Here is a 24,383-nt window from a genome sequence, read left to right as displayed (position 1 = left end):
GAAATGAGATTTACCGTCAAGGCAAAGCTTGCCAGTGCGTTCGGCGTGATCATCGTCCTGTCCGGGATCGCGGGCGGCGTGGCTTACATGAAGCTCGGCGACATGATGGCGACCGCCGACAGCATGGTTCTGCGCGCAAACCGCATGGAAAAGGCGACGCAGATCGAAAAGGACATCCTGCTTCAGCTGCGCGCCGAGAAGAACTCGGTGCTCGGCACGGAGGCTCAGGCCGACCAGTTTGCCGCCGAGGCCGCCAGGCTTCGCGAGGAAGCGATGAAGACCAGGGACGAAGTCTACGCGCTGGCGAGCGAGGGCGGCAGGAAGCTGCTCGACAGCTTCGCAGCCACATACGCGAAGATGAATACCTACCAGGAAGAAACGATCCGGCTGGCGAAGACCGACAAGACGAAGGCCATGGAGCGCTCGATGGGTGACGGCCGCAAGGTCGTCGCAGACGCGATGGAATCCATGGGCGCCTATGTCGCCAATACGAAGAAGCAGATGGCAGAGCAGGCTGTCCAGTCCAAGGCAGAGGGGCACCAGGCCCAATTCCTGCTGATGACGCTGATCGGCATCTCGCTGGCGGTCGCGATCGGGGCTGCGCTCTGGATTTCCATCTCGATCAGCCGTTCGCTCGGAAGGGCCGTTGGCCTTGCAGGTGCGGTCGCTGAGGGCGATCTCAGCCAGACCATTCCTTCGGCGAGCAACGACGAGATCGGAGATCTCATCAAGTCGCTGAATGGGATGGTCGAAAAGCTCCGGCAGATCGTCGCCGAGGCAATCACTGCGGCGCAGAACGTCTCCGCCGGAAGCCAGGAGCTGTCCGCGAGCGCCGAGCAGCTCTCGCAAGGCGCGACCGAGCAGGCTTCGTCCGCCGAGGAAGCCTCCTCCTCGATGGAGGAGATGGCCTCGAACGTGAAGCAGAATGCCGACAACGCCAACCAGACCGAGAAGATTGCGGGGCAGTCGGCCAAGGACGCCGAAGCCAGCGGTGTCGCCGTGGGCCGTGCCGTCGAGGCGATGCAGACCATCGCCGAGAAGATCACGATCGTGCAGGAGATCGCACGCCAGACCGACCTGCTCGCGCTCAACGCGGCCGTGGAAGCCGCGCGCGCAGGCGAGCACGGCAAGGGCTTTGCGGTGGTCGCCTCCGAAGTGCGTAAGCTTGCCGAGCGCAGCCAGGCCGCCGCAGCCGACATCGGGACGCTGTCCACGGAGAGCGTGAAGGTCGCCCAGGAAGCCGGCCAGATGCTGTCCAAGCTCGTGCCCGACATCAAGAAGACCGCTGAGCTGGTGCAGGAGATCACCGCGGCCTGCCGCGAGCAGGACGTCGGCTCGGCCCAGATCAACCAGGCGATCCAGCAGCTCGACAAGGTCGGCCAGCAGAACGCCAGCGCCTCCGAGCAGGTGTCCTCGACCTCGGAGGAGCTCGCCTCGCAAGCCGAGCAGCTGCAGTCCACCATCTCGTTCTTCCGGATCGAGCAAGCTGCGCGCCGAGAGAAAGCGGCAGCCGAGCCGATCGACCGCGCCGTCGGTCAGCTCCGGGCCAAGGCTGCGCACATGGCGGCCGCTGATCGCGGCATGAAGAAGCCGGTGCCTGCCCGCAAGCCGGCACGTGCGATGAAAGTCGCCGGTGGCGGTGGCTTCGCCTTCGACATGAATGACGGCGAAGACGATCGCGACGCCGAGTTCCAACGCTGATCAACCGGTCCGGCCTTATGCCGGACCGTGCCCATTCCCAATCTGGAATCCTGGACTGCATCATGGCCGCAACCTCGCAATATCTGACGCTCGGGCTCGCCGGCGAGACGTTCGGCATCAGCATCCGCAACGTCCGGGAGATTCTCGACATGCGGCCGATCTCGCGGCTCCCGCACGCGCCGAACTTTCTGCTCGGCATGATCGACGTGCGCGGCAGCGGCTATCCGATCGTCGATCTCAGGAACAAGCTCGGCCTGCCCAGCGTGGCCGCCACCGAAGCGACCCGCATCATCATCCTCGACGTGCCGATGAAGGACCGCCTCGTCGGCGTCGGCTTCGTCGCCGATTGCGTGTTCGAGGTCACCGACATCGACGAGCAGGCGATCGAGCCCGTGCCAGAGGTCGGCGGGAAATGGCAATCGGACTATGCCGCCGGCATCGGCCGCAAGGGCGAGAAGTTCGTCGTGATTTTCGATCTCGCCAAGCTGATGGCCAATGACAAAGTTCCGGAAGGCCGCGACACGGCTACAGATGCGCCTCGCGCCGCCTGAGTTTGCAAGAGTGAAGCGTGGTCACGCGTAATCACCCCAATTCGAACCAACGAGACTGAAAATGAGATTCACCGTCAAAGCCAAGCTCGCCAGCGCGTTTGGCGTCGTCATTCTTCTGTTCATGGTAGCAGGCGCCGTGAGCTACATGAAGTTGTCCGACATGGCCGCGACCGCAGATTCCATGGTGCTTCGCGCCAAGCGGATGGAGAAAGCAGCCGAGGTCGAGAAGATCATCTGGCAGCAGGTCAGGGCGGAAAAGAACGCAATTCTGGGAACGCCAGGCGAGGCCGAGGAATTCGCGGTGAACGCGGCCAAGCTCCGCGATGAGGCCATGAAGATCAGGGACGAGGTCCATGCCCTCGCCAGCGAAGGCGGCAAGAAGCTGCTCGACAACTTCGCCAGCGCCTACGCCCGAATGAACGTCTATCAGGAAGAGACGATCAGGCTGGCAAAGACCGATAAGACCAAGGCAACCGAGCGCTCGATGGGTGACGGGCGCAAGGTGGTTGCAGATGCGACGGAGGCGATGGGAGCCTATGTCGCCAATACGAAGAGGCAGATGGCCGAGCAGGCCGTGCAGTCCAACGAAGACAGCCGTCGCGCCCAGTTGGTTCTGATCGTCCTCGTCATCGTCTCGCTCATCGTTGCCGCGATCGGCGCAGTCTGGATCTCGATCAATATCAGCCGGTCCCTCGCCAAGGCGGTCGGGCTGGCGGATGCCGTCGCGATCGGCGATCTCAGCCACAAGATCGATACGTCCAGCAACGACGAGATCGGCGATCTCGTGAAATCTCTGAACGCGATGACCGCCAATCTGAACTCCACCGCGGCCGTCGCCAACGAGATCGCGCAGGGCAACCTCACGATCGAAGCCAAGCCGCTGTCGGACAAGGACACGCTGGGCCTTGCGCTCGAGCGCATGGTGGAGAAGCTTCGCCAGATCGTGTCCGAAGCGCTGACCGCGGCGCAGAACGTCTCGGCCGGCAGCCAGGAGCTCTCGGCGAGCGCCGAGCAGCTGTCGCAGGGCGCGACCGAGCAGGCCTCGTCCGCCGAGGAAGCGTCCTCCTCGATGGAGGAGATGGCCTCGAACGTGAAGCAGAACGCCGACAACGCCAACCAGACCGAGAAGATCGCCGCGCAATCCGCCAAGGACGCGGAGGCAAGCGGCGCTGCCGTTGGCCGCGCCGTCAACGCGATGCAGACCATCGCCGAGAAGATCACGATCGTGCAGGAGATCGCACGCCAGACCGATCTGCTCGCGCTCAACGCCGCGGTCGAGGCCGCGCGCGCCGGCGAGCACGGCAAGGGCTTTGCGGTGGTCGCCTCCGAAGTGCGCAAGCTCGCCGAGCGCAGCCAGGCCGCCGCGGCCGAGATCGGCACGCTCTCGGCCGACACCGTCAAGGTGGCGCAGGAGGCGGGCTCCATGCTCTCCAAGCTGGTCCCTGACATCAAGAAGACCGCCGAGCTCGTTGAGGAGATCACCGCGGCCTGCCGCGAGCAGGACGTCGGATCGGCTCAGATCAACCAGGCGATCCAGCAGCTCGACAAGGTCGGCCAGCAGAACGCCAGCGCGTCCGAGCAGGTGTCGTCGACCTCTGAGGAGCTCGCTTCGCAGGCCGAACAGCTTCAGTCCACCATCGCCTATTTCCGCATCGAGCACGGCGTGAAGAGCCAGGCACCGGCGCCGATCGACCGGGCTGTGAGCCAGCTGCGCGCCAAGGCGGCCACCATGGCGGCTGCCGAGCGTCCGGCGAAAAAGGTCGTGCAGGCCAGGCCGGCCCGCGCCGTGAAGGTTGCCGGTGGCGGCGGTTTTGCCTTCGACATGCATGACGGCGAGGACGATCGGGACGCCGATTTCCAGCGCTAGGACTTTTGCGGGCCGGTCTGCCCCGGGACGGTGGACCGGTCTTCTTTCAGCGGTTGTTTAAACGCGTAGGATTCGAGATGGCCCGTACGGCCCGACATTCAGTGCAGGTGGCCGTTGCGGACCGGGGCTGGCGGCCATGATGCCCGCTGCACAGGATACGGCCGAGCATCTATCGGACCGCCACTTCCGCACCATCGCCGAACTGATCGAGGGCCAGGTCGGCATCAAGCTGCCGCAGGGCAAGCGGCTGATGCTGGAGGGGCGGCTGCACAAGCGCGTGCGCGCGCTCAACTTCACCGGTCTCAACGAATATGTCGAGAACCTGTTTGAGGCGGATCATTTCGATACCGAGCTCACCCATCTCATCGATGTGGTGACGACCAACAAGACCGACTTCTTCCGCGAGCCGCAGCACTTCACCTTCATGCGCGACGTCGCGATCCCCGGCCTGCTCAAGTCGCATGGACGCAAGAACGCGAACCTGAAGATCTGGAGCTCGGCGAGCTCCACCGGCATGGAGGCCTACACCACCGCGATGGTGCTGGACGACATGACGCGGAACGGATCGCGCTTCCAGTACCGCATTCTCGGGACCGACATCTCGACCGCGGTGCTGCGCCTCGCCAAGACGGCGATCTACACGCGCGACGTGCTCGGCCCGGTGCCGGAGCAATTCGTGAAACGATATTTTTCGACGTCGCGGGACAAGTCGCGCGGTGAGGTGCGGGTCGTACCCGAGCTGCGGCGCGCGACACATTTCATGAGGATGAACCTCATGGACAAGTCCTATCCGGTCGATCGCGATGTCGACATCATCTTCTGCCGCAACGTCCTGATCTATTTCGAGCGCGAGACCCAGCGCAAGGTGGTCGAGCAACTGTGCAGCCATTTGCGTCCGGGCGGCTATTTGCTGGTCGGACATTCGGAATCGATGATTCACAGTGCCGTGCCCGGGCTGAAGCAGGTTCAGCCAACCATTTTCCAGGTCTAGCCGGAGCGCAACCAAGATGCCGAGGGAGAAGGTTCGCGTACTGATCGTGGACGATTCGGCGTCGGTGCGCCAAATCCTGCAGACGATTCTCAACGACGATCCCGATATCGAGGTGATGGGAGCGGCCTCCGATCCTTTCGTGGCGGCGAAGCGCCTCCAGAACGAGATCCCCGACGTGATGATCCTCGACCTGGAAATGCCGCGCATGGACGGCATGACGTTCCTGCGCAAGATCATGGCGCAGCGCCCGATCCCGGTGATCATCTGCTCCTCGCTGACCGAAGAGGGCTCGAACGTGATGTTCGAGGCGTTCGAGGCGGGCGCGGTCGACATCGTGCCGAAGCCGAAGATCGATACGCGGCAGGCGCTGCTCGAATGCTCGACACGGCTGCGCGAGGCGGTGAAGTCGGCTGCGCGCGCGCGGGTGCGCCCGCGTGCGGAACGCCGGTCCATCGAGAAGAAGCTGACCGCCGACGCCATCATCCCGCCGCCGGTGCAGGGCAGGGTCCGGCCGACGACGGAGCGCATCGTCTGTATCGGTGCGTCGACCGGCGGGACCGAGGCGCTCAACGATGTCCTCGAGATGCTGCCGGCGCACTGTCCGCCGCTTCTCATCGTCCAGCACATGCCGGCAGGCTTCACCGCGGCCTTTGCCAAGCGTCTCGACGGCGTCTGCCAGATCAAGGTCAAGGAAGCCGAGGACGGTGAGCCGGTGTTGCCGGGCTGCGCCTATATCGCGCCCGGCGCCCGCCACATGCTGCTCCAGCGCATCGGTCTGCGCTACCAGATCGCGATCAAGGACGGTCCGCCGGTGTCGCGGCATCGCCCCTCAGTCGACGTGTTGTTCCGCTCGGCGGCCCAGCATGCCGGCGCCAACGCGCTCGGCGTCATCATGACGGGGATGGGCGACGACGGCGCGCGCGGGATGCTGGAGATGCGCAAGCTCGGCGCCTCAACGCGGGCGCAGGACGAAGAGAGCTGCGTGGTGTTCGGCATGCCCAAGGAAGCCATCGCCCATGGCGGCGTCGAAAAGGTCGTTTCGCTGCATCACATCCCGCGGGAGATCATGCTCTGGTATCAGGCCGGGCACGCCGCGGTGGCAGGTTGATGGCCATGTCGCCCGTTCCGGCCAACACACTCACCGAGGCAACCACCGCGATCGAGGACGTCTCCTCGCGCATCGAGGACGTCTTTGCGCGCGTCGGTCAGGAACTCGGACGCGGCCACCTCATCTTCAAGGAGCTGAACCAGGGCTTAGCTACGCTCTCAGGTGAGCTTTCCGGCGCCGAGATCGAGGGCGCCGCAACGGCGCTGCAGGAGATCGCGGCGCGGTTGAGCGAGTTGGCGCAGGCGCTGCCGGCGGAGAGCGCGCTGCTGGAGACGATCGGCAAGAGCACGGCAGAGGCGTCTTCGTTGCTCAAGCCGCTGTTTAAGCACATCGGGATGATCACCATCATCGCGCGCAGCGCGCGGATCGAGGCGGCCTCGCTCGACGGCGACCGCGAGGGCTTTCTCGCCTTCACCCAGGAAGCCTACGATCTCGGCAGGGCCGTGCAGCGCTCGATCGAAGGCTGCGCGCGGGACCAGCAGCGCCTGTCCGAAGCGGTTGCCACCGCCTCCGGCCGGCAGAAGGAGTTCGAGAGCCGGTATCGGGCCCAATTGGTGTCGGAAAGCGCCGAGCTCGGCGCGGCCTATTCGGGGTTACGCGACCAGCGCAGCAAGAGCAGCCATTTGGCCGACCGCGCCAGTGCCAGCACCAGGAAGATCGCCGAGGCGGTCGGCAGCGCGATCATCTCGCTGCAGGCGGGCGACAGCACGCGTCAGCGTCTCGAGCACGTGTCCCATGGCCTCGGCCTTGCGTCGGAATCCGCGCCGAGCCTCGTTCCTGAAACGATGCCGAGCGATGACGGCGTGGGTGCGATTTGCCGGTTGCAGGCGGCCCAGCTCAGGGATGCCCAGCGCGAGTTCGGCGGTGACGTCGGTCAGATCGTCGGCGCACTGACGGCGATCCTGCACGATGCTGGCAGCGTCGTCGGCCACGGCCGCACGCTGTTCGGCGGCGAGGAGGGCGGCTCGTCGTCGTTCCTGACGCGCATCAAGCAGACGCTGGCACACGCATCGACCCTGATCGCCACCTGCGAGAGTGCCGGCCGCTCGGTCGACGATGCGCTCGCGATCGTCGAGGACACGCTGACGAAATTTCGCCAGGCGATCGCCGGGCTTGCCGAGGCGACCGTCGACATCACGCTGATCGGAATGAATGCCGGCCTCAAGGCGAGCCATCTCGGCAGCCGCGGCAGCGCCTTCGTCGTCATCGCCAACGAGCTCAAGGCGACCGCCGACCAGGTCTCCGCGGGGGCGGGGCGCCTGAGGCCCGTGCTCGATGGCATCGAGCGCTCGGCCAATGAGCTGAAGGAGCTCCGCGTGCAGGGTGATCCCACCCAGCTTGCCAAGCTCGAGCCGCAAATCCTTCAGGCCCTGCGCGAGGTCGAGGCCGGCAATGAACGGCTCGGCAAGCTGATGAGCCGGCTCGTCGACGAAGGCGCGGAGTTCGAGAGGCTGATGAATTCGGCCCAGGGTCTGATGACCAGGCTCGGCGAAAGCTCCGCAGCCTTGCCTGCGGTCGCCGCGCGGCTCGAGACTGCGAGCACCGGGGCGCAGCTGCTACAGCCGGAGCTGCGGGATCAGGCGATCCTCGACGATCTCTTCGCGCGCTACACGATGGAGCGTGAGCGGGACGTTCATCGTGAATTCCTGCAAGCGGTAGGACTTAAGTCGATCGCCGCGACGCGCCGCGTCGAGGCGGTCGAGACCGCGGATGACGGCATAGAATTGTTCTGACGGCGTCGCCGCGTGCTGCGGTGGCAATTTGACGGGTTGGCTTTGCAGGGCGTTAACCGTCGCGGAATACTCGCCGCGTCGGTCATTGTCGCGCCCCAGAGTTGGTTGCAAATACCAGTGAATTCTACGGCGGACATTTCCATGATGAGAGACGGCAAATATGCGGCCTGGTTCAGGACCCCGCGCGGCCAGGGTACGGGCATCGTGCATCTGGCGGACGGACGGATTTCCGGCAGCGACAGCTTCTTTACCTATGGCGGCTCCTATCAGTTCGGTGACGACCAGCGCTTCACGGCCGTCCTGACCACGCGGCGCTATGCCGAGGGGCCGCCGACCGTGTTCGGTCTGGACGAGGTCGAGGTCCGCCTCGCCGGCGTGTGCAGCGGTGCGATGGCGACCTGCTCCGGAACGGCCAGGGAAGCGCCCGACGTGATGTTCGAGGTGACGCTGATCTACAGCCAGGAGGATGCGCCGGCGACGGAGGCTCGAGGCGCCGTCGTGAAGCTCAATGACAAATTGCCCAAGGGCCTCGACAGCCGTTCGCGGCCGCGCCAATTTCCCGCGCCTTCCAGGCCTCCCGCATCTTAGTCTTGCGTTGACGCTATCGCAGCGAAGCGGGCTGCGACCGCGGCGCGGCAACGGTGCATTTAGGCGCAGAGATCTAGGATGAGGCGGCAATCAGGGACGGACGAGAACATGCCTCAGATCTGGATGACATACGACGAACTGGCGACACTCAGCGGCTGTACGCCGGCAGAAGCCAGAATGCGGGCCATCCATCTGTCGCTCGACCGTCGCAAGAGCCGCGACGGCGCAACGCGCGTCAAGCTTGACCTCGCGCTGACGGCCAGGTTCTTCGCGTCCGTTCGCGAGGCGGATTTCGATCTCGACGGCGCCATCGCCGCGCTCCAGAGCACGCACAGGCAGATGGCCGAACTCCTGGCCCCGACCGGGTTCCGCGAGCGCGGGGCAGCGTAGCCCGCTTCGCGCGATATCCTCGGACCGGCGGCGACAGCGACGCCGGTGGTATCTCCGATAGCCTTTGGCGAATCAGGCATAGACTCGTCTCCGGAATTTCAAGCCGGGGCCGGGGTTTCAACCGCATCGGGCCGTAGAGCCTGTAGGAGAATGCCATGAGGAAAGCCAAGTATTGGGTCGGCGTGACGCTGTTGGGAACGGTGATGCTCGGTGGGCTGCTGATCGTCACAACCGCGCCGTCACGTGCGGAGGTCGTCAAGCTGCAGGCCGACCTCAAGGGCAGCAATGAAGTGCCTCCGAACGGCTCGTCCGGTTCGGGCAAGGCCGAGGCCGCGTTCGACACCCAGACCAAAGTTCTGACCTATACGATTACGTTTGCCAATCTGACTGGTCCGGCGATGGGCGCCCATTTTCATGGCCCCGGTGATGCGGGCAAGAACGCCGGCATCGCTTTGCCCTTCAAGACGGTCCAGAGTCCTATCCAGGGCAGCGCCACGCTCACGGATGCCCAGGCGGCGGACCTGTTGGCCGGCAAATGGTACGCGAACATTCATACGGCCGCGAACCCAGGCGGCGAATTGCGCGGGCAGATGATGAAGTAGGGGATGTCGCCCTAAAGCGCGATGCGATTAGGATGGATCGTCATCACGCTTTAGGTTGTTGCTTACGCATGATCTTTCGGAAAACCGCTGCGCACTTTTCCGGATCATGCTTTGGCGCTGACGAATTTGTCAGCGCCGTGGGCCTCAGGCTGGCGGCCGAGGTAAGAAGGCCAGGATCGTCTGGGCGAGGATGACGCCGACGGTGCCTCCTGCCGCCTTCTGCAGCACGTCCAGGAAACCCGGATCACGATCGGGGGTCAGCGTTTGCAGGACTTCCAGTCCCATTGCGACTGCGATGACGAGCGAGCAGGCCAAAGCGAGCCGGCCGGGCAACAGGAAGGCCAGCAGGAAGCCCAACAGGCCATAGGCGCTGAAGCGCTCGATGACGACGATCCAGTAGGCCTCGTGATGCCCCATCAGCGCCGGCCGCCCCGCCAGCCTTGCCAGGGTGGCATAGGCGATGAGGGCAAGGCAGATTCCCGCGGCTGCGATGAGGTGATTTCGACGCATGGCCCACCATAGCGGCTCGAGGGCCATTCCGCTTCGAAAGACGAGAATATCGTTAAAGCGCCTCGTCGTTCTTCCGGGGCAAGGACTGCCCAAAACCTGGCCGCCATCGCCGGCCGGGAGGCCGTGCAGCGAAGATGGTCAGGCCACCAGGACGCCGCCGGCCGGCGCTGCGGATGCGGAGTGGCGGCGTGAATCGACCAACTCGCTGAATTTCGCATAGGGCAGCGGTGCGGCGACGAGATAGCCCTGTCCTTCCTCGACGCCGGAGGCGATCAGGGCGCGGCGCTGCTCCTCGGTCTCGATTCCTTCTGCTACGACCGTCATGCGGAAGTCCTTGGCCAGCGCGACCAACATCTCGACGATCGTCGTGGTCGATGCATCCACGGTGATGGTGTCGACGAAGAACTTGTCGATCTTGATCGTGTTGGCGCCGAGCCCCTTCAGCCGCGACAGACCGCTGTGACCCACGCCGACGTCGTCGATTGCGACGCGGAAGCCGTGGTCGCGCAATTCGGCCACGACGGTCGCGGCGTGCGCGAGATCGTCGAGCTCGTCGCGTTCGGTGACTTCAACCACGATCTGGCGTGCGGAGATTCTCGCCGCCAGGACCGTGCGACGCAGCGTCTCGACGAAGCCGGCACTCAGCAGGTGCTTGGGCACGACATTCACGGACATCTCGAAGGTCTTGTCCGCCTTCAGCACGCCCTGCAGGTCGGCGAGTGCCGATTTCAGGATCTGCCAGGTCATCACCTGGATGCGCCCGCTGGATTCGGCCAGCGGAATGAAGTTCATCGGCGGCACCACCGAGCCGTCCCGACGAACCCAGCGCGCCAGAATCTCGCAGCCCGTGATCCGGCCCGTCCTGAGGTCGAAGATGGGTTGGTAGTATGGTTTGAATTCGCCGGCCGCGAGGCCGCGATCGAGATCGGCGACCGGTCCTTCCATCCGGCGGCTGCGTGCCAGCAGGATGCCGAACAGTGCGCCAAGCCCAAGGGCCACCGCGAGCGCCGGCCAATAGGCCTCGCTGTTCCAGCTCGAAAGCACGGCGTGCTCGAGCCGGATCGTGGCGTGAAGCGGGAAGCGCGTGGAATGCCTGTCGAAGCTGATCGGCTCTGACAGGGGCCTGTCGGCGTCGAGCCGGAATTCGCCGAGCTTCTCGCCATTGCTCAAGGCGAGGATCACCTCGCTGTGTGCGCGCAGCTCGGCGGGCATGAGATCGAACAGGCCGGCGTTGATGCCGACGATGGCGACCAGCGCGGAGCTGCGATTGACGTCCCTGAGCACGCCCAATGCGTCGCCGCCGAACTGCTCCACGCGGAACAGCGAGAGCGTCTTGTCGTGCGAGGGCAGCATGTCGCGGCGATCCGCCCATCCCTTGTCGAACTCCAGCGTCTCGGAATAGGCCGAGCAGATCACCGATCCGTCCGGGTTGACGAGACGGACGTCCTTGATCGCCGAGCGCTGGTAAACGTGGAGCCGGATGGCTTGCAGCGCTGCCGGCGCGCAGCTGGCAAGATCACGGTTGGCGAGTTCGTCGAGGCTGGCCGCGGCGAAATCGACCGCAAACTCGGAGCGGCGCAGAACGACCTCGGTCAGCTCGTTCAGTTGGTGCGCCTGCTGGTGGCGAATGACGCCGTCTGCCGCAAAATGGCCCGCCAGCCCGAACGCCATCGTGCTCGCAATAACGAGCGCCGCAAACGAGAGGTTCGGCCGCTGTAATCTCATCCGGTCCAGGCGGAAATCAGGAGAGGCTTCGTGACTGATCTTGGGAATTGATTTTGGGAATTGATTCTAGCCAGCGGGGGCTAAGATAGGGTTTAACGGGCGGACCGGTCCGGAAGGGCTACCGAGTGGTTGCCTGACTGATGGTCGCGCGGCCCGAGCATTGAAAGTTGAGCAGTATGATCAGGACGTTAAGCCTCCTCCTGTCGTTGGTCGTCGGAATCTCCGTGGCTTGGGCGCAGGGAACCAAAGACCAGCCATCGGGCAATCAGCCCACTACCCGCAGCGGCACGGCGACGAATTCCGGTTCGGACAGCATGGGTGGTGCTTTCAAGGGGACGGGGACACCCAACTACGGCACCAGCCCCGGGATGGGTTCCCAGAAGAAGACGCGCAACTAGGTCTGAATAGGCCGGGCGGACTGAAGGCAGGACGCTTGGTCGCGCTCATCGGGGGCGGGCGGAGACGGCCTCTGGATAAGCTCTGCCTGACCTGTCGGTGTGGGGCGCGGCGGGATCACTGGCGACCCGCAGCCGAAGCACCACAAAAGCGATGTTAATCGCCAGCCAAATCAACATTGCGGAAATGGCAAAATGGACCACTGCCAGACCTCACTGCGAAGTCTGGATAACACCCAGTGATTGCTTTGGTTCCGTCCTGCATTGTGAAAAGCTGGACGGGTCCTCGACGAACTGTTTCCAAGACTAGCCCTTCTTCCCGGTCTTAGGCTTCAGCGAAAGACCAAGCCGCAATGCCATGCGCTTGATCGCATCAGGCGAGCGTCCGAGAACCTTCGCCGCCTCTTCCAGCGAAGCCGAAGACTTGGCCAGCTCCATGAGCCGGCGGTCTTCTTTGAACGACCAGGGCTTGCGCGCCATAACCGAAATCATCCTCTTGTCGACACAACGACAAAGCCGCCAAGCGACCCATGTTCGCTCGACGGCTTTGCTTGGGTGGGGCCGGGCTTGGGGGAGCCCGGTGCGAAGATGGATATGCGATCGGTGAGACTTCGCAACAAACAACGCGGATTAAGCTAACTGCTCAACCTTACCGCGATGAAATCGACGCGCGACGCTCCGTATAACCACGGTGTTTCGCTGGCGAATCCGATGCGCGCCTTCCGACGGTCGCTTTCAGCCGCGCCGGTCCAACGTTTGAAGCGCCAAATGAACGAGGGTTCATGGTGTCGGCCTGTCGAGTTCTGGTAAAAAGAACTGAGCCTCTTCTCCGCGCTCTGTGCCCTCGCGTGCCGACCAATCTTCAAGCATCACGTTGCACAAACTTCATCTTCGTCTGACAAAAGTTTCAGCGGTGACGATCTTGAAGTCGACACAACGAAAAGATGAAAATGAGCGCGGGAGGAACGTTCCGGCAAACGTGGGAACATTCCAATGTTAGCTGCCTTGGTTTTGATTTCGATTTTCGCCGCGGGCTTTGGCTGCGGCTATGGCGTACGGGCGTGGCGTTCGCGGAAGCGATCGGCACGATATCGTCTTTACGCACCCTATACCCCCGCCTCGATGGAAGCCGGTCGTACCCAGCGGCCATCGTAACCGCGGGACTGCGCGCGTATTGCCCCATGGTCGTGGCGAAGTCGAAATAACCATGTGCGGTTAGGTTAATCTGTCGCCGTCCTTGAGGGCCCAGGAAAGGCAACCTAAGACGGATCAGTTCATTGCGAATTCGAGTCCTCTATTTCCGGAGGGCGCGCGGGTAGGCGTAGATGACGTGGCTGATTGCGTTGCTGGGCGCGACGACTTGCGCTCTTATTTTGATTGCGTTTGTTTGTAGCTATGGCCGGCATCTGAGAGATCTTCCAGGTCCTTGGATCATGAGCGAGGGTCATTCAAATGATTGATCAACGGCAGAACGCGCCGCGCAGATATTTTGTTGACGCGCAAGGGCATCGTGTTCTGATAGGCCTGTCGCTGGAGGAGACGGCGGAATTCGAGGCGCTGGATCTTGCACCGAAGGAAACGGTGCAAATCGTGGCCGAAGCCCGCGCAGGCACGGGAGCGGCCGCGGTTGACGACGTTCGGTGGCTCGAGCTCTATTCCAAGCACGAAGGAGCCTGGCGGGCCTGGATCGCACAAAGCCAGGCGGGGCGGACGCAGGATTTAGGCTTTGTTAACTATGCCTGACCGATGGTAGCGGCTTAGATCTCGAAAATGGGGATGGCCCACATGTTTCAGCTGTTCCTGAGAGCACGCGCGCACAACCTCCTCGGCTCCCGCCGTGAGGACAAGGGCTTCAAAGCCCGCTCCGCCGAGCGTGATGCGGAGACAGACCGCGCGAGGGTCGACGCCGTTATGGTCGCCATCGACACCGCGCTACGAGATGCGGAGAGGGAGCAGGTCGGCCTTAGTCGACGTGTCGATGACGCGCTGGCGCGAGCATCCGTCACCTTTGGAAACGGCACCGACGAGTACCTCGAGCGGGAGGCGCTCGACAATCATCACCAGGATCTCTTCGCGGCGGACATCTCCAATGGCCAGCGGCGGCTCAAGGAGCTGGCAAGCACCATTGCTCATTTGAAGTTCGTCAAGACCGCAATGCTCACGCGTTTTCCGAATTTCAAGCCGCCGCAGCTCAACAGCTAGTATTGGAGTTCTTGCTGCGCGCGCTCGGCCATCCTTCGAGACGCCCAGGGCAGACCGCGTGACAATTCGGCGCCGCTTTGCCGTTTGGCGCGTCGATCCTTTTTGCTATGGTCCCGGCAAGCATTCACGCTTCGAGGGAGCAGCAAGGTGCCGGTCAGGAATATGCGAAGGTTGGTTGGATTGGCATGCGTGTTGACGTTGGCTGCGCCGGCGACGGCGTCGGCCATCACTGCCGAAGTGGCGCGCGCATGCGAAGCGGCGGTGGCCAAGGCCTTTCCGCCCAGGCAAATCGGCAACCCGGCGGCCGGGAGTGCCAAGGGAACGGCCAAGGATCAGCGCGCATATTTCCAAAAATGCGTCGCGAACAACGGTAAGGTCGACGACGTGCCGGCGGAGGCGGCCAAGGACGGCAAGCCTAGTAAGTAGCGGCCGTCGATCTAACGCGGCGGCGGGCAGGGAGAATAGAACGCGCCGTTCGCCGCGTTGATGCGTTCGACGCATTGGTTGGGATCGGTGATCGTCCCGGCCACGGTGAAATCGTAGCCGATGCCTTTGACGACGACGATGTAGCGGCCCGGCGAAAGCGTGAAGCCGTCCTGCTCCGGTTGCAGCAACAGCATCCTCTGCTGATCCTCGACCGGCCCCACTTTGTAGGGGTAGGACATGCTGCGAATGACCCAGGAATCGCCCGCGCTGACTATGGCGGCCTTGCCGGAGGCATCGACGCCCATTGACCGGGACACCTTCGCGACGACTCGAACCTCGGTCACGCTTGCCTCAATGCTTCCGTCCGGCCTGAACACGATGAAGTTGACATCTCCGCTTGTCAGGGTCGTTGCACTCGGCGTGTTGATGGCCGCCGAGATCGCAACGCGGCGGTCTGGAATCTTCCCGGGGACCGGCTTCAGTTCCTGGAGTTGCCCCTCGTTCAGCGCGTAGACGCCGAAGGTCGTCGGCAAAGGCATGGAGGGGTGTGCAGGTGGCGCCGGCTCCTTTGCGCTGTCGGGCGATCGTTCGACACTCGCGCTCTCCGACGGGGTCGGGACGGGGGCCGGCCGGGGCTCGGGGCTGCCCGGCGCGCGCTCGGATGGCAGCACCAACTGTGACAGTGCGGCCACTTGCGTCCTCAAACGCGGCCAATAGATCACCGCGCTGCTGGCGCCGGCCATGAGCAGGAGAATGCCGGCCAGTCGAACCAGGAAAGTGAAGGCGCCGCTCCGCTTGGGCTGCGAAGCCACGGGACGGCGCGCGGCTTCCGCGTCCTTCGCAGCAGGCGGCGAAGCGGAAACGGGTGACGATATCGGAATAGGCGGGGGAGCGGGGGTCTGGACGGACGGGGGAACCGGAGCTGCGGTTGCCGCAATTTTTTGCGGCTCAGACGCGGCGCTACGCTCGAAGGAACGCTCGACCTCCTTGATGGCACGTTCGAGGACTTGCTGAAACTCGCGCGATTCCCGCGCGTCGGCATGCGTAAATTGCTCCATAAGCTTGACGCGCGCCAGCTCATAGACAATCTCCCGCATCTGCCGGGGATCGTCGGATACGGCGCGGATGCGGCTCGACAGGAGACGGATAAACCCGGCTTTGATCTGTTGCGCCGAGGGAGCGTTGGCTGCAGTTTCACCGGAGTCGGTCATCAAGGCCGATCAAGTAGCCCGGATAGGGCTATTTCGCTAGGTCTTTCCGCTTCAAACGTCTCGAGTTGAGCCGGTTTGGCTTCGATTGGCGGGTCCGCAAAGGCCTCGCGCGGTGTTCGAAGGTGCTTGCTTTTGGGCGAGAACCTGTGACATTTCGCCAAGCTCTTCTCTTTCTGGTGCTCGACCATGCGCGGCGTTCTAGCAGTCCTCACGGTTTTGACCTTCGTGGTTTCGCCTGCCGTTGCGCAAGGGACCAAGGATCAGGCCAACACCACGAGCTCGAGCATCATCACGACCCCCACGAAAAAGGCGCAGACCAATCAGGCTGCCTCGCGGCCGACCGCCGTTCGGAACCTTTCAGGCAGGCTGCCTGCTGGAAAGTCGGCCCAGGGTGTCTGGCGGGACGGCAAGCTGGTTGCCGTCCCCCGCTAAGGTTCACCCAACGAACCGTGAAGGAACGGTGATCGCCTCCCTGACGTTCATGCTCGGGAGATATCGTATGAAACGACCAGTTCTGATCGCCATTGCGTTGCTTGTGCCCGCCGCTGCCTGGGCCCAGGGCGTCAACGATCCTTCGACGCCCAACCGCAACGTGACCATTGTCAATCCGTCGCAGCCCGCGCCGCCCAACGCGACGCGTAACATCCCGAGCCGGATCGAGCCCCCCGTGACGAGGGGCGGCGGATACGCCCGACCCTATCACGGGAATAGAACCCGGGGCAGTGGCTCTAGCCGCCGTTAGTCGCGCTGAACACCGCCAAGACGCAGGGCCGGCTATTGCGGATTGACCTCGACCTCCAGTGTCGATGTCCCCGCAACCTGACGGTTCTTGCCCGAGATCAGCAGCGTGAACTTGTCGCTGCCGGGCGCCCCGGCTTCTGCCGAATAGCGGAAGCCGGACCCAACCACCGCCAATTGTCCCCGTGATGGCCCGCTCACGACCGATACCTTGAAGATCTGCATGTACGACCAGCGCAGGCCCTGGATGCACTCCGCGCCAGGCGCGATCGACATCGTCCATTTCACCGTATCGTGCGACAACGCGAACGGCGTCCGTTCCTTGATGCAGATGGGGCTCGCCTGCGCCGCGAGGCCAGACATGGCGGACGCCGCGAGGACAACACCTGACAGCAATACCGGTCCTGTACGCATTCTCGGCAACTCCGCCAGCTTATGCCGAAATCTAACGGCGACGATTTAACGTGGTCTTGGAACGCAGCTGTTTGCCTTTGAGCCGCTCATCACACGTGGATCTCGGAAAGCGCGATCATCCGGTCGGCTCTCTCCAGATCCTGCCATCCTACCTCTGTTTTGCCCGACGGATCAAATCGGATTTCGGGAAAGGCGTAACTGATTGAAATGGTTGGCGCCGGCTACTGTGCATGGGGTTGTTTTCGACTTTTGATGGGACGGCGCAGCGTTCCTAAAATCTTGCAATTGGCAGCCGCATGAGCTGAAGTTGAGGGGGCCGCTGGATGCTGCTCGGCCCGTTTGGGAGTCATCGGAGTGCGATACATTCGCGGCAAGTCCACATCGGATCGCTGGATATCCGGGCGCGCGCCGGTTCAGGCGGCCGTGGCCGCCGCTGTCGGATTCGCCCTCTCTGCCTACCCGCTCTCATGTCGTGCTCAGACTGAGCCGGAGCCATCCATCAACGACTATCTTCCACCAAGCGAGCCGGAAGTGACGCGCGACGAATGGCGGCAGCGGATCGAGGACGCACGGCGCCGAGCCAAGGAAGCTTCGCGCGAGCGGCGGGAGCATCCCGAACTCTACAAGCCGATTCCGGAAGATCCGGACCTTGTCGCGACCGAACGCCTTCTCCGCGACGATAGCCTGCAGCGAGGCGATATCGTCACGACCAAGAAGGGCATGTTCGTCTATCAGGGGCGATCCGACCAACCGCGCCGCGATCAGGACTTCGTGCCGGTCAACCCGAAATCGGTGCGCTGAAATTCAGTACCGCCGCAAGATCTCGTTGAACTTGGGATCGGTCACTTTCGTGGTGTCGAGCAGCAGCGCCTTGCCTTGCGGAGTTGCCTGCACATAGGCCGCGATCAGCAGCGGCTCGTAACGCGAGCGATTGGCTAGCGCCGCGCGGATGTCGGATTGCGCCAGCAGCTTGATCTCCTCGTCCGTTGCAGCCGCGCCCGAGGTCACGGTCCGGACGCGAGCGAAGGCGACGTCGATCGGCACCGATCCGGTCAAGTAGGACATCTTCACAGCCGGCGTCGCCGCTTCGCCAGCCTGCGCCTGCAGCGTGCCGAGCGTGAGCCAGAGCGCGGGCCTGATTGGTGATACTTTCAAGGCAGCGACGACGGCGCCTTGGGCGGCCTTGTTCTCGCTGGCCCGCCCGGCCGCATCGGTTGAAGGACGGTGCAGAACGTCAGCGGCCAGTGCCGCCGCGTAGTTCGCGAGCAGGTCCCCATCCAGCGAAACCGATGCCAAGACACCGCCGGCGGCCAGCTTGGCCTTCTCGGGCGGAATCTCGCCCGAGAACAAATCACTCGCGCGAAAGTTCGGTCGGACGAGATCGCCGTAGAATTCCATGCCGGCATGAAGCGCCAGCACGATCGCGGTGCAGATGCCGATGACGCGAAGCAGGAACATGCGGTTCATGATGAAATCGACGAGGCCTGTGAGGGCGAAGCGAGCACGGGATTGAAACGAGAGCAGGGCTCTTAAATTGCGAGCAGACTATCACCTTGGATCGTCAGCAGCGTCAAGTTTCCGGTCGCATAGGCGCCGGTGTCGATGTTGATGCGGTTCGGGCGAATATCGGGCACGCTGACCGGCGTGTGACCGTGGACGATATATTTGCCGAAGCGCTCCTCGGACGCCAGGAATTCCTCGCGGATCCAGAGCATATCTTCATCCTTCTGGCGTTCGAGCGGCACGCCAGGCTTGACGCCGGCATGGACGAAGAAGAAGTCGCCGCAGGTAAAGGACGAAGGCAATTGCTGCAGGAACGCCAGGTGCTCGGGCGGTAGTGCGCGCCTCAGTCCTTCGATCAGCTCGACCTGCTGCTCCGCGGACGGATTCATGGTCGGCGTGATGCCGTAGGAGACCAGCGTCAGCAGGCCGCCATAGTGGCGCCACTCCTGCAGGCGGGCCGGATCCTTGAGGACCTCGAGCAGGAAGATTTCGTGGTTGCCCTTGAGGCAAACCGTCTCGTGTGTTTTCGAGCGTTCGATCAACAGATCAAGAACGGCGCGCGAGTCCGGGCCGCGGTCGACGTAGTCGCCGAGAAAGACCTGGATGGCCCGTTCGGGGGCCGAGCGGGCCAGATCGACGTCGATGACGGTTAACAGCGATTGAAGCAGATCGGCGCGGCCGTGCACGTCGCCGATGGCATAGACGCGAACGCCGTCGGGAAGCCGAGGCTTGGTCTTCTTTCGAAAGCGTGAGGAAAGGCCCATCAGGTCGGTCGAATCGCTTCCAGCGTCACGAGCGGAACGTCGCGATGGCTCTTAGCAGAACAAGTCACACATCGGTATTCTTAATTGTTTCCGACCAAGGCGCCCGCATTTTGATTAAAGGATCGCGCGGCTTTTGAGCCGTATTTCAAGACGTCCCGCGTAGCGTCTCCCCAACAAGAACGGGGAGCGCGACATGCGCAAAGTTGTAAAGTTCCTGGCGGCCGTGGCCGCCATCGTCGTTGCTGCGGGGGTGCAGCAGCGCGCTGAAGCCGCATTCGTCGGTGCGCCTTTGGGGCTGCGCGGGGCCATCCAGTACATCAAGTTCGACCAGCCGACGCTGGCGCCAATGGCGTTCACGCTGTTTTGCCTGAAGTACAAGGACGAGTGCAAGCCGCGGCCGCAGCACATCGTGTTCAGGGGCGGGCGCCTGAAGCTTACGGCGGAGCGGCTGGCGCAGATGCAAGAGGTCAACCAGAAGGTCAATACCGCCATCCGTCCCGAGGCCAATCTGGAAGGGCTGCGCGGCGAGAAGTGGCTGCTGCATCCGACCAGCGGCGACTGCAACGATTACGCTGTGACAAAACGCCACGAACTGATCGCCAAGGGCTTTCCGGCGCGCTCGGTGCTGCTCAGCGAGGTCGTGACCACCTGGGGCGAGCATCATCTCGTGGTCGTGGTTCGCACCTTCGCCGGCGATCTCGTGCTGGACAATCTCTCCGGCCACATTCTGCCGTGGTCGAAGAAGCCCTATCGCTGGGTCCGCATTCAGTCGCCCAAGAACCCGAACTATTGGGCCTCACTCGGCGATCGCGCGGTCTGATCACCCGCGCTCTATCGTGATCCGGATTGGCTGACGCTCTGCGACAGCCCCAGTCCCACGATCACTGCAAGGCACAGGATTGCTGCGGGCCGCAGCAATCCGGGCCCTGCGAAGCTCTGAACCAGCGCAAACAAAACACAGGCTGCGGCGGCCGCAGGGAAGAACGAGTCGCGTCCGCGCTGCAAGGCGCCGAAGAACAGGCGCAACAGCGCGATCGAGCTCACCGCCAGAGCGGCCGCCAGGCCGATCCATCCCGTGCCAGCAAAGACCGCCGTGGCTGTCGACGGCGCGGTCAAAGCGGCTCCGACATCGCTCTGGTAGATCCGGCCCACCGCAGCAAAGGTCCCGGCGCCCGCGCCGAACCAGCGCGTGTCGGTCAACATCCGCTCCAGCGCGGCCCGCGTTTCAGCCCCCACATCCGGGACGAGCCGCAAGAGGACCGGTCCGGAGCCCTTTTCGAACAGGAATGACAGGACGATCGCAGCCCCGATCAAGGCGGCGGCCGACAAGGCGCCCGCTGCGAGCGGTGATAGATCGAGCCTGCGAATGACGAGGATCAGCAGGATCAGCACAATGCCAAAGCTTGCTGCGATCGCGCTGTTCGTGCCCGACAGGCCGAACACCGCAAGCGCGCTTGCCAGTGTGCCCATAAGCCCGCAAAGGCCGATCGCCACCGAGCGAAGGACCGAGTGATGCGTCTCGGCCCGTTCGGCAGCGAGCTGCATCACCGCCAGATTGAGCATGAGACCGAGGCCGGCCATGGTTGCCGTGAGATCAGCGGGAACGGTCGCCGCAAGCGCCGGCGACAGCCGATGCAGGTCCAACATCAAGGCGGAGACCGCGGTTACGCCGCTCAGCACAAAGAGAACCAGCTCGGCACGGCTGCGGTTGCGGACCACCAGGATGGTGACGCCGAGCAACGAGATCGCCGCAAGCGCCAGCAGCAGCGCGCTGACGGTCAGGCCGATATCGGCCGTGATCGGTCCGAACGGCAGGCCACCTACGGCATCGTGCGTGCTGGCCCAGATCGGATGGGCAAAGCTCAGTGGAAGAGGGGCGAGTTGGGCCGCGATGGACAGCGGAATGGCGATCGGGATCCAGCGGCCCCAGGAGGTCGCGCGGACATAGTGGTCGTAATCGGCTTTTCGCGCGCTCGTGGTGGCCGCCAACAAGCTTAGCGCGGCGGCCATCGTCCCGAGATACGCACCGAACTTGGCGCCGGCGATTTCGAGAGCGGAAGCGGAGACGATGGAAACGATGAGGGCAAAATAAGCGAGGGACAAACGGCGCGCTCGAAGGGAATCCTGAAACGGTCAGGTCACCATACAAGCGAGCGGGTGGTTTTCAAACAGAGGCCTGCCTCGGTCCAACGCTTAAACCTTAAACCGTGAACCTTGGGCCATTTGCGCGCGGGCTCGTCGCGGCGTTGATCGGCGAGATCAGCGGGTGGCCTTGATCGGACGGCCGAAGACGCGGGCGGCACGTGCGGCGGCAAGGCCAAAGCGCGCCGCCGAGCCGAAGAGATAGCCGCCCTGAAGGGCGATGGCCGCGAGTGCCACGCCTTTGAGGCTCTCGAGCAACGTGAGATCGAGCATCAAGCCGACCGGGACGGCGGTGAGCACCATGACGAAGGTCAACGGCAGCAGGACCAAGACGCGAAAGCGTTGGCCCAGTACGGCACCTACGAGAAAGCTGAAAATCAAAAGCGCGGTCATCCGAAACACTCTCCGTGCTTCGGACCCTAGGTTCCCCACCCTAAAAAGACCCTTAAGCTGTATGGCTAAATTTGGCCTATTGGCTGCAATTTGCCAGCAGCGAATGATAGGCCTCCCGCAAGCCGTTCAGGGCCACCACGCCCTTGATCTCGCTGTCGCTTTCCCTGACCACCACCGACAGCGAGGCCGTCGTCTGCCACTTGCCGGCGGCAAAGGCCGAAACCTCGTCGGGCAGCAGCACCGCGGCGCCTGCGGCCGCCATGCTGGCGTCAAAGGTCAGGGTACCGCCGCCGCTCGCGGCGATGGTGACCTTGGGGCGGCTCCGCGGCGGGAAGGGCCGGATCAGGGCCACCAGCACGTCGATCTTGCCCTTTGGCGCACAGCGGACGATGAGGCCGGCAAAGTCCGGGTCGGATTGAGTGGTATCCGCGGTCTTCGTGATGGCCGCGAAGCTTTCGCCATCCTTGCCCCCTTGCGTGCGGCTGAACTTCCAGACGGAGGAGGGGGCGGGGGCGGCCACCTCGACAATGGGTGCGCCCTGGCACGAGGACCGCGCGCTGCCAGCGCAGGAGGTAGCAGAGCCCCAGGGGCGATCAGCCGCGCCAAGGAGGGAGCCTGCCAACAGCGGGACAAGAAGGAGGCCAGACAATGGGAGTTCCTATCCTTAACGGCCCAGACTTAGCAGAGCGGAGAGAGGTCAAGAAGCCTCGCGCTCGACACACGGAGCCCTTGAGTTGGGCCGTTTGCTCGCCGACCGGGCACACGAAATACAACAAATAGTCACAAAGGGTTAAACCAAGCCCCAAAGAGTGGCCCGCACGCAACAGTAGCCGACCGATTGCTCCATTAACCACCGGGAACCCTTGTCGCACCACCCCCTAGGCCGTACCAATCTACGTCACTTGGGGACCCTCGGGCGCGATTCATGTCATTTATTGCTAAGACCTATGTGTTGAAGCCAGCGTTGCTGGCCGCCGCTTTGGCGCTCGGAGCGTGCTCGACCAATCCCGGCTCGGGTCCGCTGACGGACGACGTCAACAACAAGATTCAGACTGAAAACGCTCCGGCCTACGAGCTGGTGCCGCTCAATCCGGCCACCGTGAAGATCCTGCACACCCATGAGCCCAAGGGCCTCGCCGGTGTGTTCACCGACCGCCGTCCGCCCGCCAGCATCGTGTTCGGCATCGGCGACGTCGTCAGCGTCACCATCTTCGAAGCCGCAGCAGGCGGTCTGTTTATCCCGGCGGAAGCCGGCGTCCGTCCGGGTAACTATGTGACGATCCCCGATCAGTCGGTCGACAATGACGGCTTCATCACCGTGCCCTATGCCGGCCAGATCAAGGCTGCGGGGCTTACGGCGGTCCAAATTCAGCGCGCGATCGTCGACAAGATCGGCAACCGCGCGATCGAGCCGCAGGCGGTCGTGGCGATGTCCTCGCAGCGCACCCAGCTCATCAGCGTGCTCGGCGAAGTCAATTCGCCGGCGCGTTATCCCGCCAGCGCGGCGGGTGCGAAGGATCGCGTGCTCGATGCGATCACCCGCGCCGGCGGCATCAAGGGCCAGGGCTTCGAGACCTGGGTCATGCTGGAGCGTGGCGGACGGCGGGCCACCGTGCCGTTCGAAAATCTCGTGATGGCGCCCGAGAACAACGTTTATGTTCGCCCCGACGACAGCATCTACGTCTATCGCGAGCAGCAGAAGTTCCTGGCGTTCGGCGCCAGCGGCCAGAGCGGCGAGTTCAACTTCGATGCCTGGCGCATCAATCTCGGCGAAGCCGTCGGCAAGGCCGGTGGTCTTCTGGATGGTCAGGCCGATCCGGCCGCCGTCTATCTCTATCGCCGCGAGCCGCGCGAGGTTGCGGCCCAGCTCGGCATTGACGTCAGCAAGTACACTTCCGAAACCGTTCCGGTCATCTTCAACGTGAACCTCCGCGATCCCGGTGGCTTCTTCCTTACCACCAAGGTCATGATGAAGAACGGCGACGTGATCTACGTCTCGAACTCCCGCAACGTCGAAGTTACGAAATTCCTGCAGTTCCTGCGCGTGATCATGGCCACCGGCTCGGATGCGGTGAATCTCTCCAACGACGCCCTGATCTTCCGCAACAACGTCAAGCTGGCGCCGTAAGACGCCGACTTGATCCAGCGAAACCGATGGCACCGGGGCTTTGTCCCGGTGCCATTTTCGTTTAGATCGAAGCGGTTCTGCTGCGGCTACGAGTTCGGGAAAGATCAAGGCGCCACTGGGCAGGCGCCGGTCATCGGGCACCCCGCACTGTTGCAAGGGGCTTCATGCGCTTTCGGACACTTTGCCGTCTTTTGGCTCTCGTCCCCGTCGGCTTCGGGCTTGCACCGCTCGGGCAGGCTCTCGGCGCCGCTGCAGAGCTGGGCGTCCGCCACCGCATCGACGTGATGGTCTCCGCGGAGCC

Annotated in this window: 26 protein-coding genes; 16 read left to right on the top strand and 10 right to left on the bottom strand. The window is 63.5% G+C overall.

What is annotated here, in order from left to right; translation table 11 throughout:
• Nucleotides 1-3: 3 nt before the first annotated feature.
• From CIT37_RS31785 to CIT37_RS31745, 9 genes are all read left to right on the top strand, one after another.
• A complete protein-coding gene (locus CIT37_RS31785) occupies nt 4-1,701 on the top strand; it encodes a methyl-accepting chemotaxis protein (protein ID WP_038972011.1) in 1,698 nt (565 codons plus the stop codon).
• Nucleotides 1,702-1,763: 62 nt separating this feature from the next.
• A complete protein-coding gene (locus CIT37_RS31780; RefSeq protein WP_095424382.1) occupies nt 1,764-2,252 on the top strand; it encodes a chemotaxis protein CheW in 489 nt (162 codons plus the stop codon).
• Nucleotides 2,253-2,313: 61 nt separating this feature from the next.
• Nucleotides 2,314-4,119, top strand: a complete 1,806-nt coding sequence (locus CIT37_RS31775) for a methyl-accepting chemotaxis protein (RefSeq protein ID WP_095424381.1) — start codon at nt 2,314-2,316, stop codon at nt 4,117-4,119.
• A gap of 136 nt (nt 4,120-4,255) precedes the next feature.
• Nucleotides 4,256-5,110, top strand: a complete 855-nt coding sequence (locus CIT37_RS31770; RefSeq protein ID WP_095424380.1) for a CheR family methyltransferase — start codon at nt 4,256-4,258, stop codon at nt 5,108-5,110.
• Between the two features lie 16 nt (nt 5,111-5,126).
• Nucleotides 5,127-6,218 carry a protein-glutamate methylesterase/protein-glutamine glutaminase gene (locus CIT37_RS31765; RefSeq protein WP_038973733.1) on the top strand — a complete coding sequence of 364 codons (1,092 nt, stop codon included), beginning with the start codon at nt 5,127-5,129 and terminating at the stop codon, nt 6,216-6,218.
• Nucleotides 6,219-6,223: 5 nt separating this feature from the next.
• Complete coding sequence (locus CIT37_RS31760) at nt 6,224-7,951, top strand: chemotaxis protein (RefSeq protein WP_095424405.1); 1,728 nt, start codon at nt 6,224-6,226, stop codon at nt 7,949-7,951.
• Between the two features lie 141 nt (nt 7,952-8,092).
• On the top strand, nt 8,093-8,539 hold the full coding sequence (locus tag CIT37_RS31755; protein WP_028142308.1) for a hypothetical protein: 447 nt from the start codon (nt 8,093-8,095) through the stop codon (nt 8,537-8,539).
• A 108-nt stretch (nt 8,540-8,647) separates the two neighbouring features.
• Nucleotides 8,648-8,929 carry a hypothetical protein gene (locus CIT37_RS31750; RefSeq protein WP_028142309.1) on the top strand — a complete coding sequence of 94 codons (282 nt, stop codon included), beginning with the start codon at nt 8,648-8,650 and terminating at the stop codon, nt 8,927-8,929.
• A 155-nt stretch (nt 8,930-9,084) separates the two neighbouring features.
• Nucleotides 9,085-9,531: a CHRD domain-containing protein gene (locus CIT37_RS31745; protein WP_095424379.1), complete on the top strand. Its 447-nt coding sequence runs from the start codon at nt 9,085-9,087 to the stop codon at nt 9,529-9,531.
• Between the two features lie 144 nt (nt 9,532-9,675).
• On the opposite strand, the gene CIT37_RS31740 is transcribed toward CIT37_RS31745, so the two are convergent.
• The 3 genes from CIT37_RS31740 to CIT37_RS31730 all read right to left on the bottom strand — a co-directional run bounded on the left by CIT37_RS31740 (nt 9,676) and on the right by CIT37_RS31730 (nt 12,641).
• Nucleotides 9,676-10,041 (bottom strand): VanZ family protein, encoded by a 366-nt coding sequence (locus tag CIT37_RS31740; protein WP_018317055.1) that lies wholly within the window; start codon nt 10,039-10,041, stop codon nt 9,676-9,678.
• Between the two features lie 138 nt (nt 10,042-10,179).
• Nucleotides 10,180-11,766 (bottom strand): EAL domain-containing protein, encoded by a 1,587-nt coding sequence (locus tag CIT37_RS31735; RefSeq protein ID WP_095424378.1) that lies wholly within the window; start codon nt 11,764-11,766, stop codon nt 10,180-10,182.
• Nucleotides 11,767-12,467: 701 nt separating this feature from the next.
• Nucleotides 12,468-12,641: a hypothetical protein gene (locus CIT37_RS31730; RefSeq protein WP_162832246.1), complete on the bottom strand. Its 174-nt coding sequence runs from the start codon at nt 12,639-12,641 to the stop codon at nt 12,468-12,470.
• Between the two features lie 972 nt (nt 12,642-13,613).
• Between CIT37_RS31730 and CIT37_RS31725 the strand changes: the two genes are divergently transcribed.
• The 3 genes from CIT37_RS31725 (at nt 13,614) to CIT37_RS31715 (ending at nt 14,789) form a co-directional block, all read left to right on the top strand.
• A complete protein-coding gene (locus tag CIT37_RS31725; protein ID WP_028142313.1) occupies nt 13,614-13,904 on the top strand; it encodes a hypothetical protein in 291 nt (96 codons plus the stop codon).
• A 42-nt stretch (nt 13,905-13,946) separates the two neighbouring features.
• Nucleotides 13,947-14,363: a hypothetical protein gene (locus tag CIT37_RS31720; RefSeq protein WP_028142314.1), complete on the top strand. Its 417-nt coding sequence runs from the start codon at nt 13,947-13,949 to the stop codon at nt 14,361-14,363.
• 189 nt (nt 14,364-14,552) lie between these two features.
• Complete coding sequence (locus tag CIT37_RS31715) at nt 14,553-14,789, top strand: hypothetical protein (RefSeq protein WP_240536527.1); 237 nt, start codon at nt 14,553-14,555, stop codon at nt 14,787-14,789.
• Nucleotides 14,790-14,800: 11 nt separating this feature from the next.
• On the opposite strand, the gene CIT37_RS31710 is transcribed toward CIT37_RS31715, so the two are convergent.
• Nucleotides 14,801-16,000 (bottom strand): hypothetical protein, encoded by a 1,200-nt coding sequence (locus CIT37_RS31710; RefSeq protein WP_028142316.1) that lies wholly within the window; start codon nt 15,998-16,000, stop codon nt 14,801-14,803.
• Nucleotides 16,001-16,186: 186 nt separating this feature from the next.
• Between CIT37_RS31710 and CIT37_RS31705 the strand changes: the two genes are divergently transcribed.
• The gene (locus tag CIT37_RS31705; protein ID WP_028142317.1) at nt 16,187-16,432 is read left to right on the top strand and encodes a hypothetical protein; all 246 of its coding nucleotides are present in this window, start codon (nt 16,187-16,189) and stop codon (nt 16,430-16,432) included.
• A 342-nt stretch (nt 16,433-16,774) separates the two neighbouring features.
• Here the strand turns inward: CIT37_RS31705 and CIT37_RS31700 are convergent, their stop codons facing one another.
• Entirely contained in the window at nt 16,775-17,101 is a 327-nt protein-coding gene (locus CIT37_RS31700; protein WP_244625840.1) for an Ig-like domain-containing protein, read from the bottom strand.
• Between the two features lie 405 nt (nt 17,102-17,506).
• Between CIT37_RS31700 and CIT37_RS31695 the strand changes: the two genes are divergently transcribed.
• A complete protein-coding gene (locus CIT37_RS31695) occupies nt 17,507-17,953 on the top strand; it encodes a hypothetical protein (RefSeq protein WP_244429162.1) in 447 nt (148 codons plus the stop codon).
• A 3-nt stretch (nt 17,954-17,956) separates the two neighbouring features.
• Here CIT37_RS31695 and CIT37_RS31690 read toward each other — a convergent pair whose 3' ends face one another.
• Both CIT37_RS31690 and CIT37_RS31685 read right to left on the bottom strand, forming a co-directional pair.
• Nucleotides 17,957-18,619 (bottom strand): hypothetical protein, encoded by a 663-nt coding sequence (locus CIT37_RS31690; RefSeq protein ID WP_038949587.1) that lies wholly within the window; start codon nt 18,617-18,619, stop codon nt 17,957-17,959.
• A 62-nt stretch (nt 18,620-18,681) separates the two neighbouring features.
• Nucleotides 18,682-19,419, bottom strand: a complete 738-nt coding sequence (locus tag CIT37_RS31685; RefSeq protein WP_095424377.1) for a metallophosphoesterase family protein — start codon at nt 19,417-19,419, stop codon at nt 18,682-18,684.
• A gap of 193 nt (nt 19,420-19,612) precedes the next feature.
• Between CIT37_RS31685 and CIT37_RS31680 the strand changes: the two genes are divergently transcribed.
• Nucleotides 19,613-20,239 carry a transglutaminase-like cysteine peptidase gene (locus tag CIT37_RS31680; RefSeq protein WP_038949591.1) on the top strand — a complete coding sequence of 209 codons (627 nt, stop codon included), beginning with the start codon at nt 19,613-19,615 and terminating at the stop codon, nt 20,237-20,239.
• 11 nt (nt 20,240-20,250) lie between these two features.
• On the opposite strand, the gene CIT37_RS31675 is transcribed toward CIT37_RS31680, so the two are convergent.
• From CIT37_RS31675 to CIT37_RS31665, 3 genes are all read right to left on the bottom strand, one after another.
• Nucleotides 20,251-21,522, bottom strand: coding sequence for a hypothetical protein (locus tag CIT37_RS31675; protein ID WP_038949592.1), 1,272 nt, complete (start codon nt 21,520-21,522; stop codon nt 20,251-20,253).
• Between the two features lie 156 nt (nt 21,523-21,678).
• The gene (locus tag CIT37_RS31670; protein ID WP_038949593.1) at nt 21,679-21,954 is read right to left on the bottom strand and encodes a hypothetical protein; all 276 of its coding nucleotides are present in this window, start codon (nt 21,952-21,954) and stop codon (nt 21,679-21,681) included.
• Nucleotides 21,955-22,030: 76 nt separating this feature from the next.
• Nucleotides 22,031-22,474 carry a hypothetical protein gene (locus CIT37_RS31665; RefSeq protein WP_244611303.1) on the bottom strand — a complete coding sequence of 148 codons (444 nt, stop codon included), beginning with the start codon at nt 22,472-22,474 and terminating at the stop codon, nt 22,031-22,033.
• Nucleotides 22,475-22,879: 405 nt separating this feature from the next.
• On the opposite strand from CIT37_RS31665, the gene CIT37_RS31660 reads away from it, so the two are divergent.
• The gene (locus CIT37_RS31660; protein ID WP_095424375.1) at nt 22,880-24,082 is read left to right on the top strand and encodes a polysaccharide biosynthesis/export family protein; all 1,203 of its coding nucleotides are present in this window, start codon (nt 22,880-22,882) and stop codon (nt 24,080-24,082) included.
• The last annotated feature ends 301 nt before the right edge of the window (nt 24,083-24,383 follow it).

It is taken from the genome of Bradyrhizobium ottawaense, from assembly GCF_002278135.3.
Lineage (GTDB): Bacteria > Pseudomonadota > Alphaproteobacteria > Rhizobiales > Xanthobacteraceae > Bradyrhizobium > Bradyrhizobium ottawaense.
The sequence above is the reverse complement of the archived record's forward strand: the minus strand, read 5'-3'. Positions and strand labels throughout refer to the sequence as shown.

Coding starts and splice junctions, on each gene's coding strand:
- CIT37_RS31785 (WP_038972011.1), top strand. CDS start 4: ATGAGATTTACCGTCAAGGCAAAGCTTGCCAGTGCGTTCGGCGTGATC.
- CIT37_RS31780 (WP_095424382.1), top strand. CDS start 1,764: ATGGCCGCAACCTCGCAATATCTGACGCTCGGGCTCGCCGGCGAGACG.
- CIT37_RS31775 (WP_095424381.1), top strand. CDS start 2,314: ATGAGATTCACCGTCAAAGCCAAGCTCGCCAGCGCGTTTGGCGTCGTC.
- CIT37_RS31770 (WP_095424380.1), top strand. CDS start 4,256: ATGATGCCCGCTGCACAGGATACGGCCGAGCATCTATCGGACCGCCAC.
- CIT37_RS31765 (WP_038973733.1), top strand. CDS start 5,127: ATGCCGAGGGAGAAGGTTCGCGTACTGATCGTGGACGATTCGGCGTCG.
- CIT37_RS31760 (WP_095424405.1), top strand. CDS start 6,224: ATGTCGCCCGTTCCGGCCAACACACTCACCGAGGCAACCACCGCGATC.
- CIT37_RS31755 (WP_028142308.1), top strand. CDS start 8,093: ATGATGAGAGACGGCAAATATGCGGCCTGGTTCAGGACCCCGCGCGGC.
- CIT37_RS31750 (WP_028142309.1), top strand. CDS start 8,648: ATGCCTCAGATCTGGATGACATACGACGAACTGGCGACACTCAGCGGC.
- CIT37_RS31745 (WP_095424379.1), top strand. CDS start 9,085: ATGAGGAAAGCCAAGTATTGGGTCGGCGTGACGCTGTTGGGAACGGTG.
- CIT37_RS31740 (WP_018317055.1), bottom strand. CDS start 10,041: ATGCGTCGAAATCACCTCATCGCAGCCGCGGGAATCTGCCTTGCCCTC.
- CIT37_RS31735 (WP_095424378.1), bottom strand. CDS start 11,766: ATGAGATTACAGCGGCCGAACCTCTCGTTTGCGGCGCTCGTTATTGCG.
- CIT37_RS31730 (WP_162832246.1), bottom strand. CDS start 12,641: ATGGCGCGCAAGCCCTGGTCGTTCAAAGAAGACCGCCGGCTCATGGAG.
- CIT37_RS31725 (WP_028142313.1), top strand. CDS start 13,614: ATGATTGATCAACGGCAGAACGCGCCGCGCAGATATTTTGTTGACGCG.
- CIT37_RS31720 (WP_028142314.1), top strand. CDS start 13,947: ATGTTTCAGCTGTTCCTGAGAGCACGCGCGCACAACCTCCTCGGCTCC.
- CIT37_RS31710 (WP_028142316.1), bottom strand. CDS start 16,000: ATGACCGACTCCGGTGAAACTGCAGCCAACGCTCCCTCGGCGCAACAG.
- CIT37_RS31705 (WP_028142317.1), top strand. CDS start 16,187: ATGCGCGGCGTTCTAGCAGTCCTCACGGTTTTGACCTTCGTGGTTTCG.
- CIT37_RS31700 (WP_244625840.1), bottom strand. CDS start 17,101: ATGTCTGGCCTCGCGGCGCAGGCGAGCCCCATCTGCATCAAGGAACGG.
- CIT37_RS31690 (WP_038949587.1), bottom strand. CDS start 18,619: ATGAACCGCATGTTCCTGCTTCGCGTCATCGGCATCTGCACCGCGATC.
- CIT37_RS31685 (WP_095424377.1), bottom strand. CDS start 19,419: ATGGGCCTTTCCTCACGCTTTCGAAAGAAGACCAAGCCTCGGCTTCCC.
- CIT37_RS31680 (WP_038949591.1), top strand. CDS start 19,613: ATGCGCAAAGTTGTAAAGTTCCTGGCGGCCGTGGCCGCCATCGTCGTT.
- CIT37_RS31670 (WP_038949593.1), bottom strand. CDS start 21,954: ATGACCGCGCTTTTGATTTTCAGCTTTCTCGTAGGTGCCGTACTGGGC.
- CIT37_RS31660 (WP_095424375.1), top strand. CDS start 22,880: ATGTCATTTATTGCTAAGACCTATGTGTTGAAGCCAGCGTTGCTGGCC.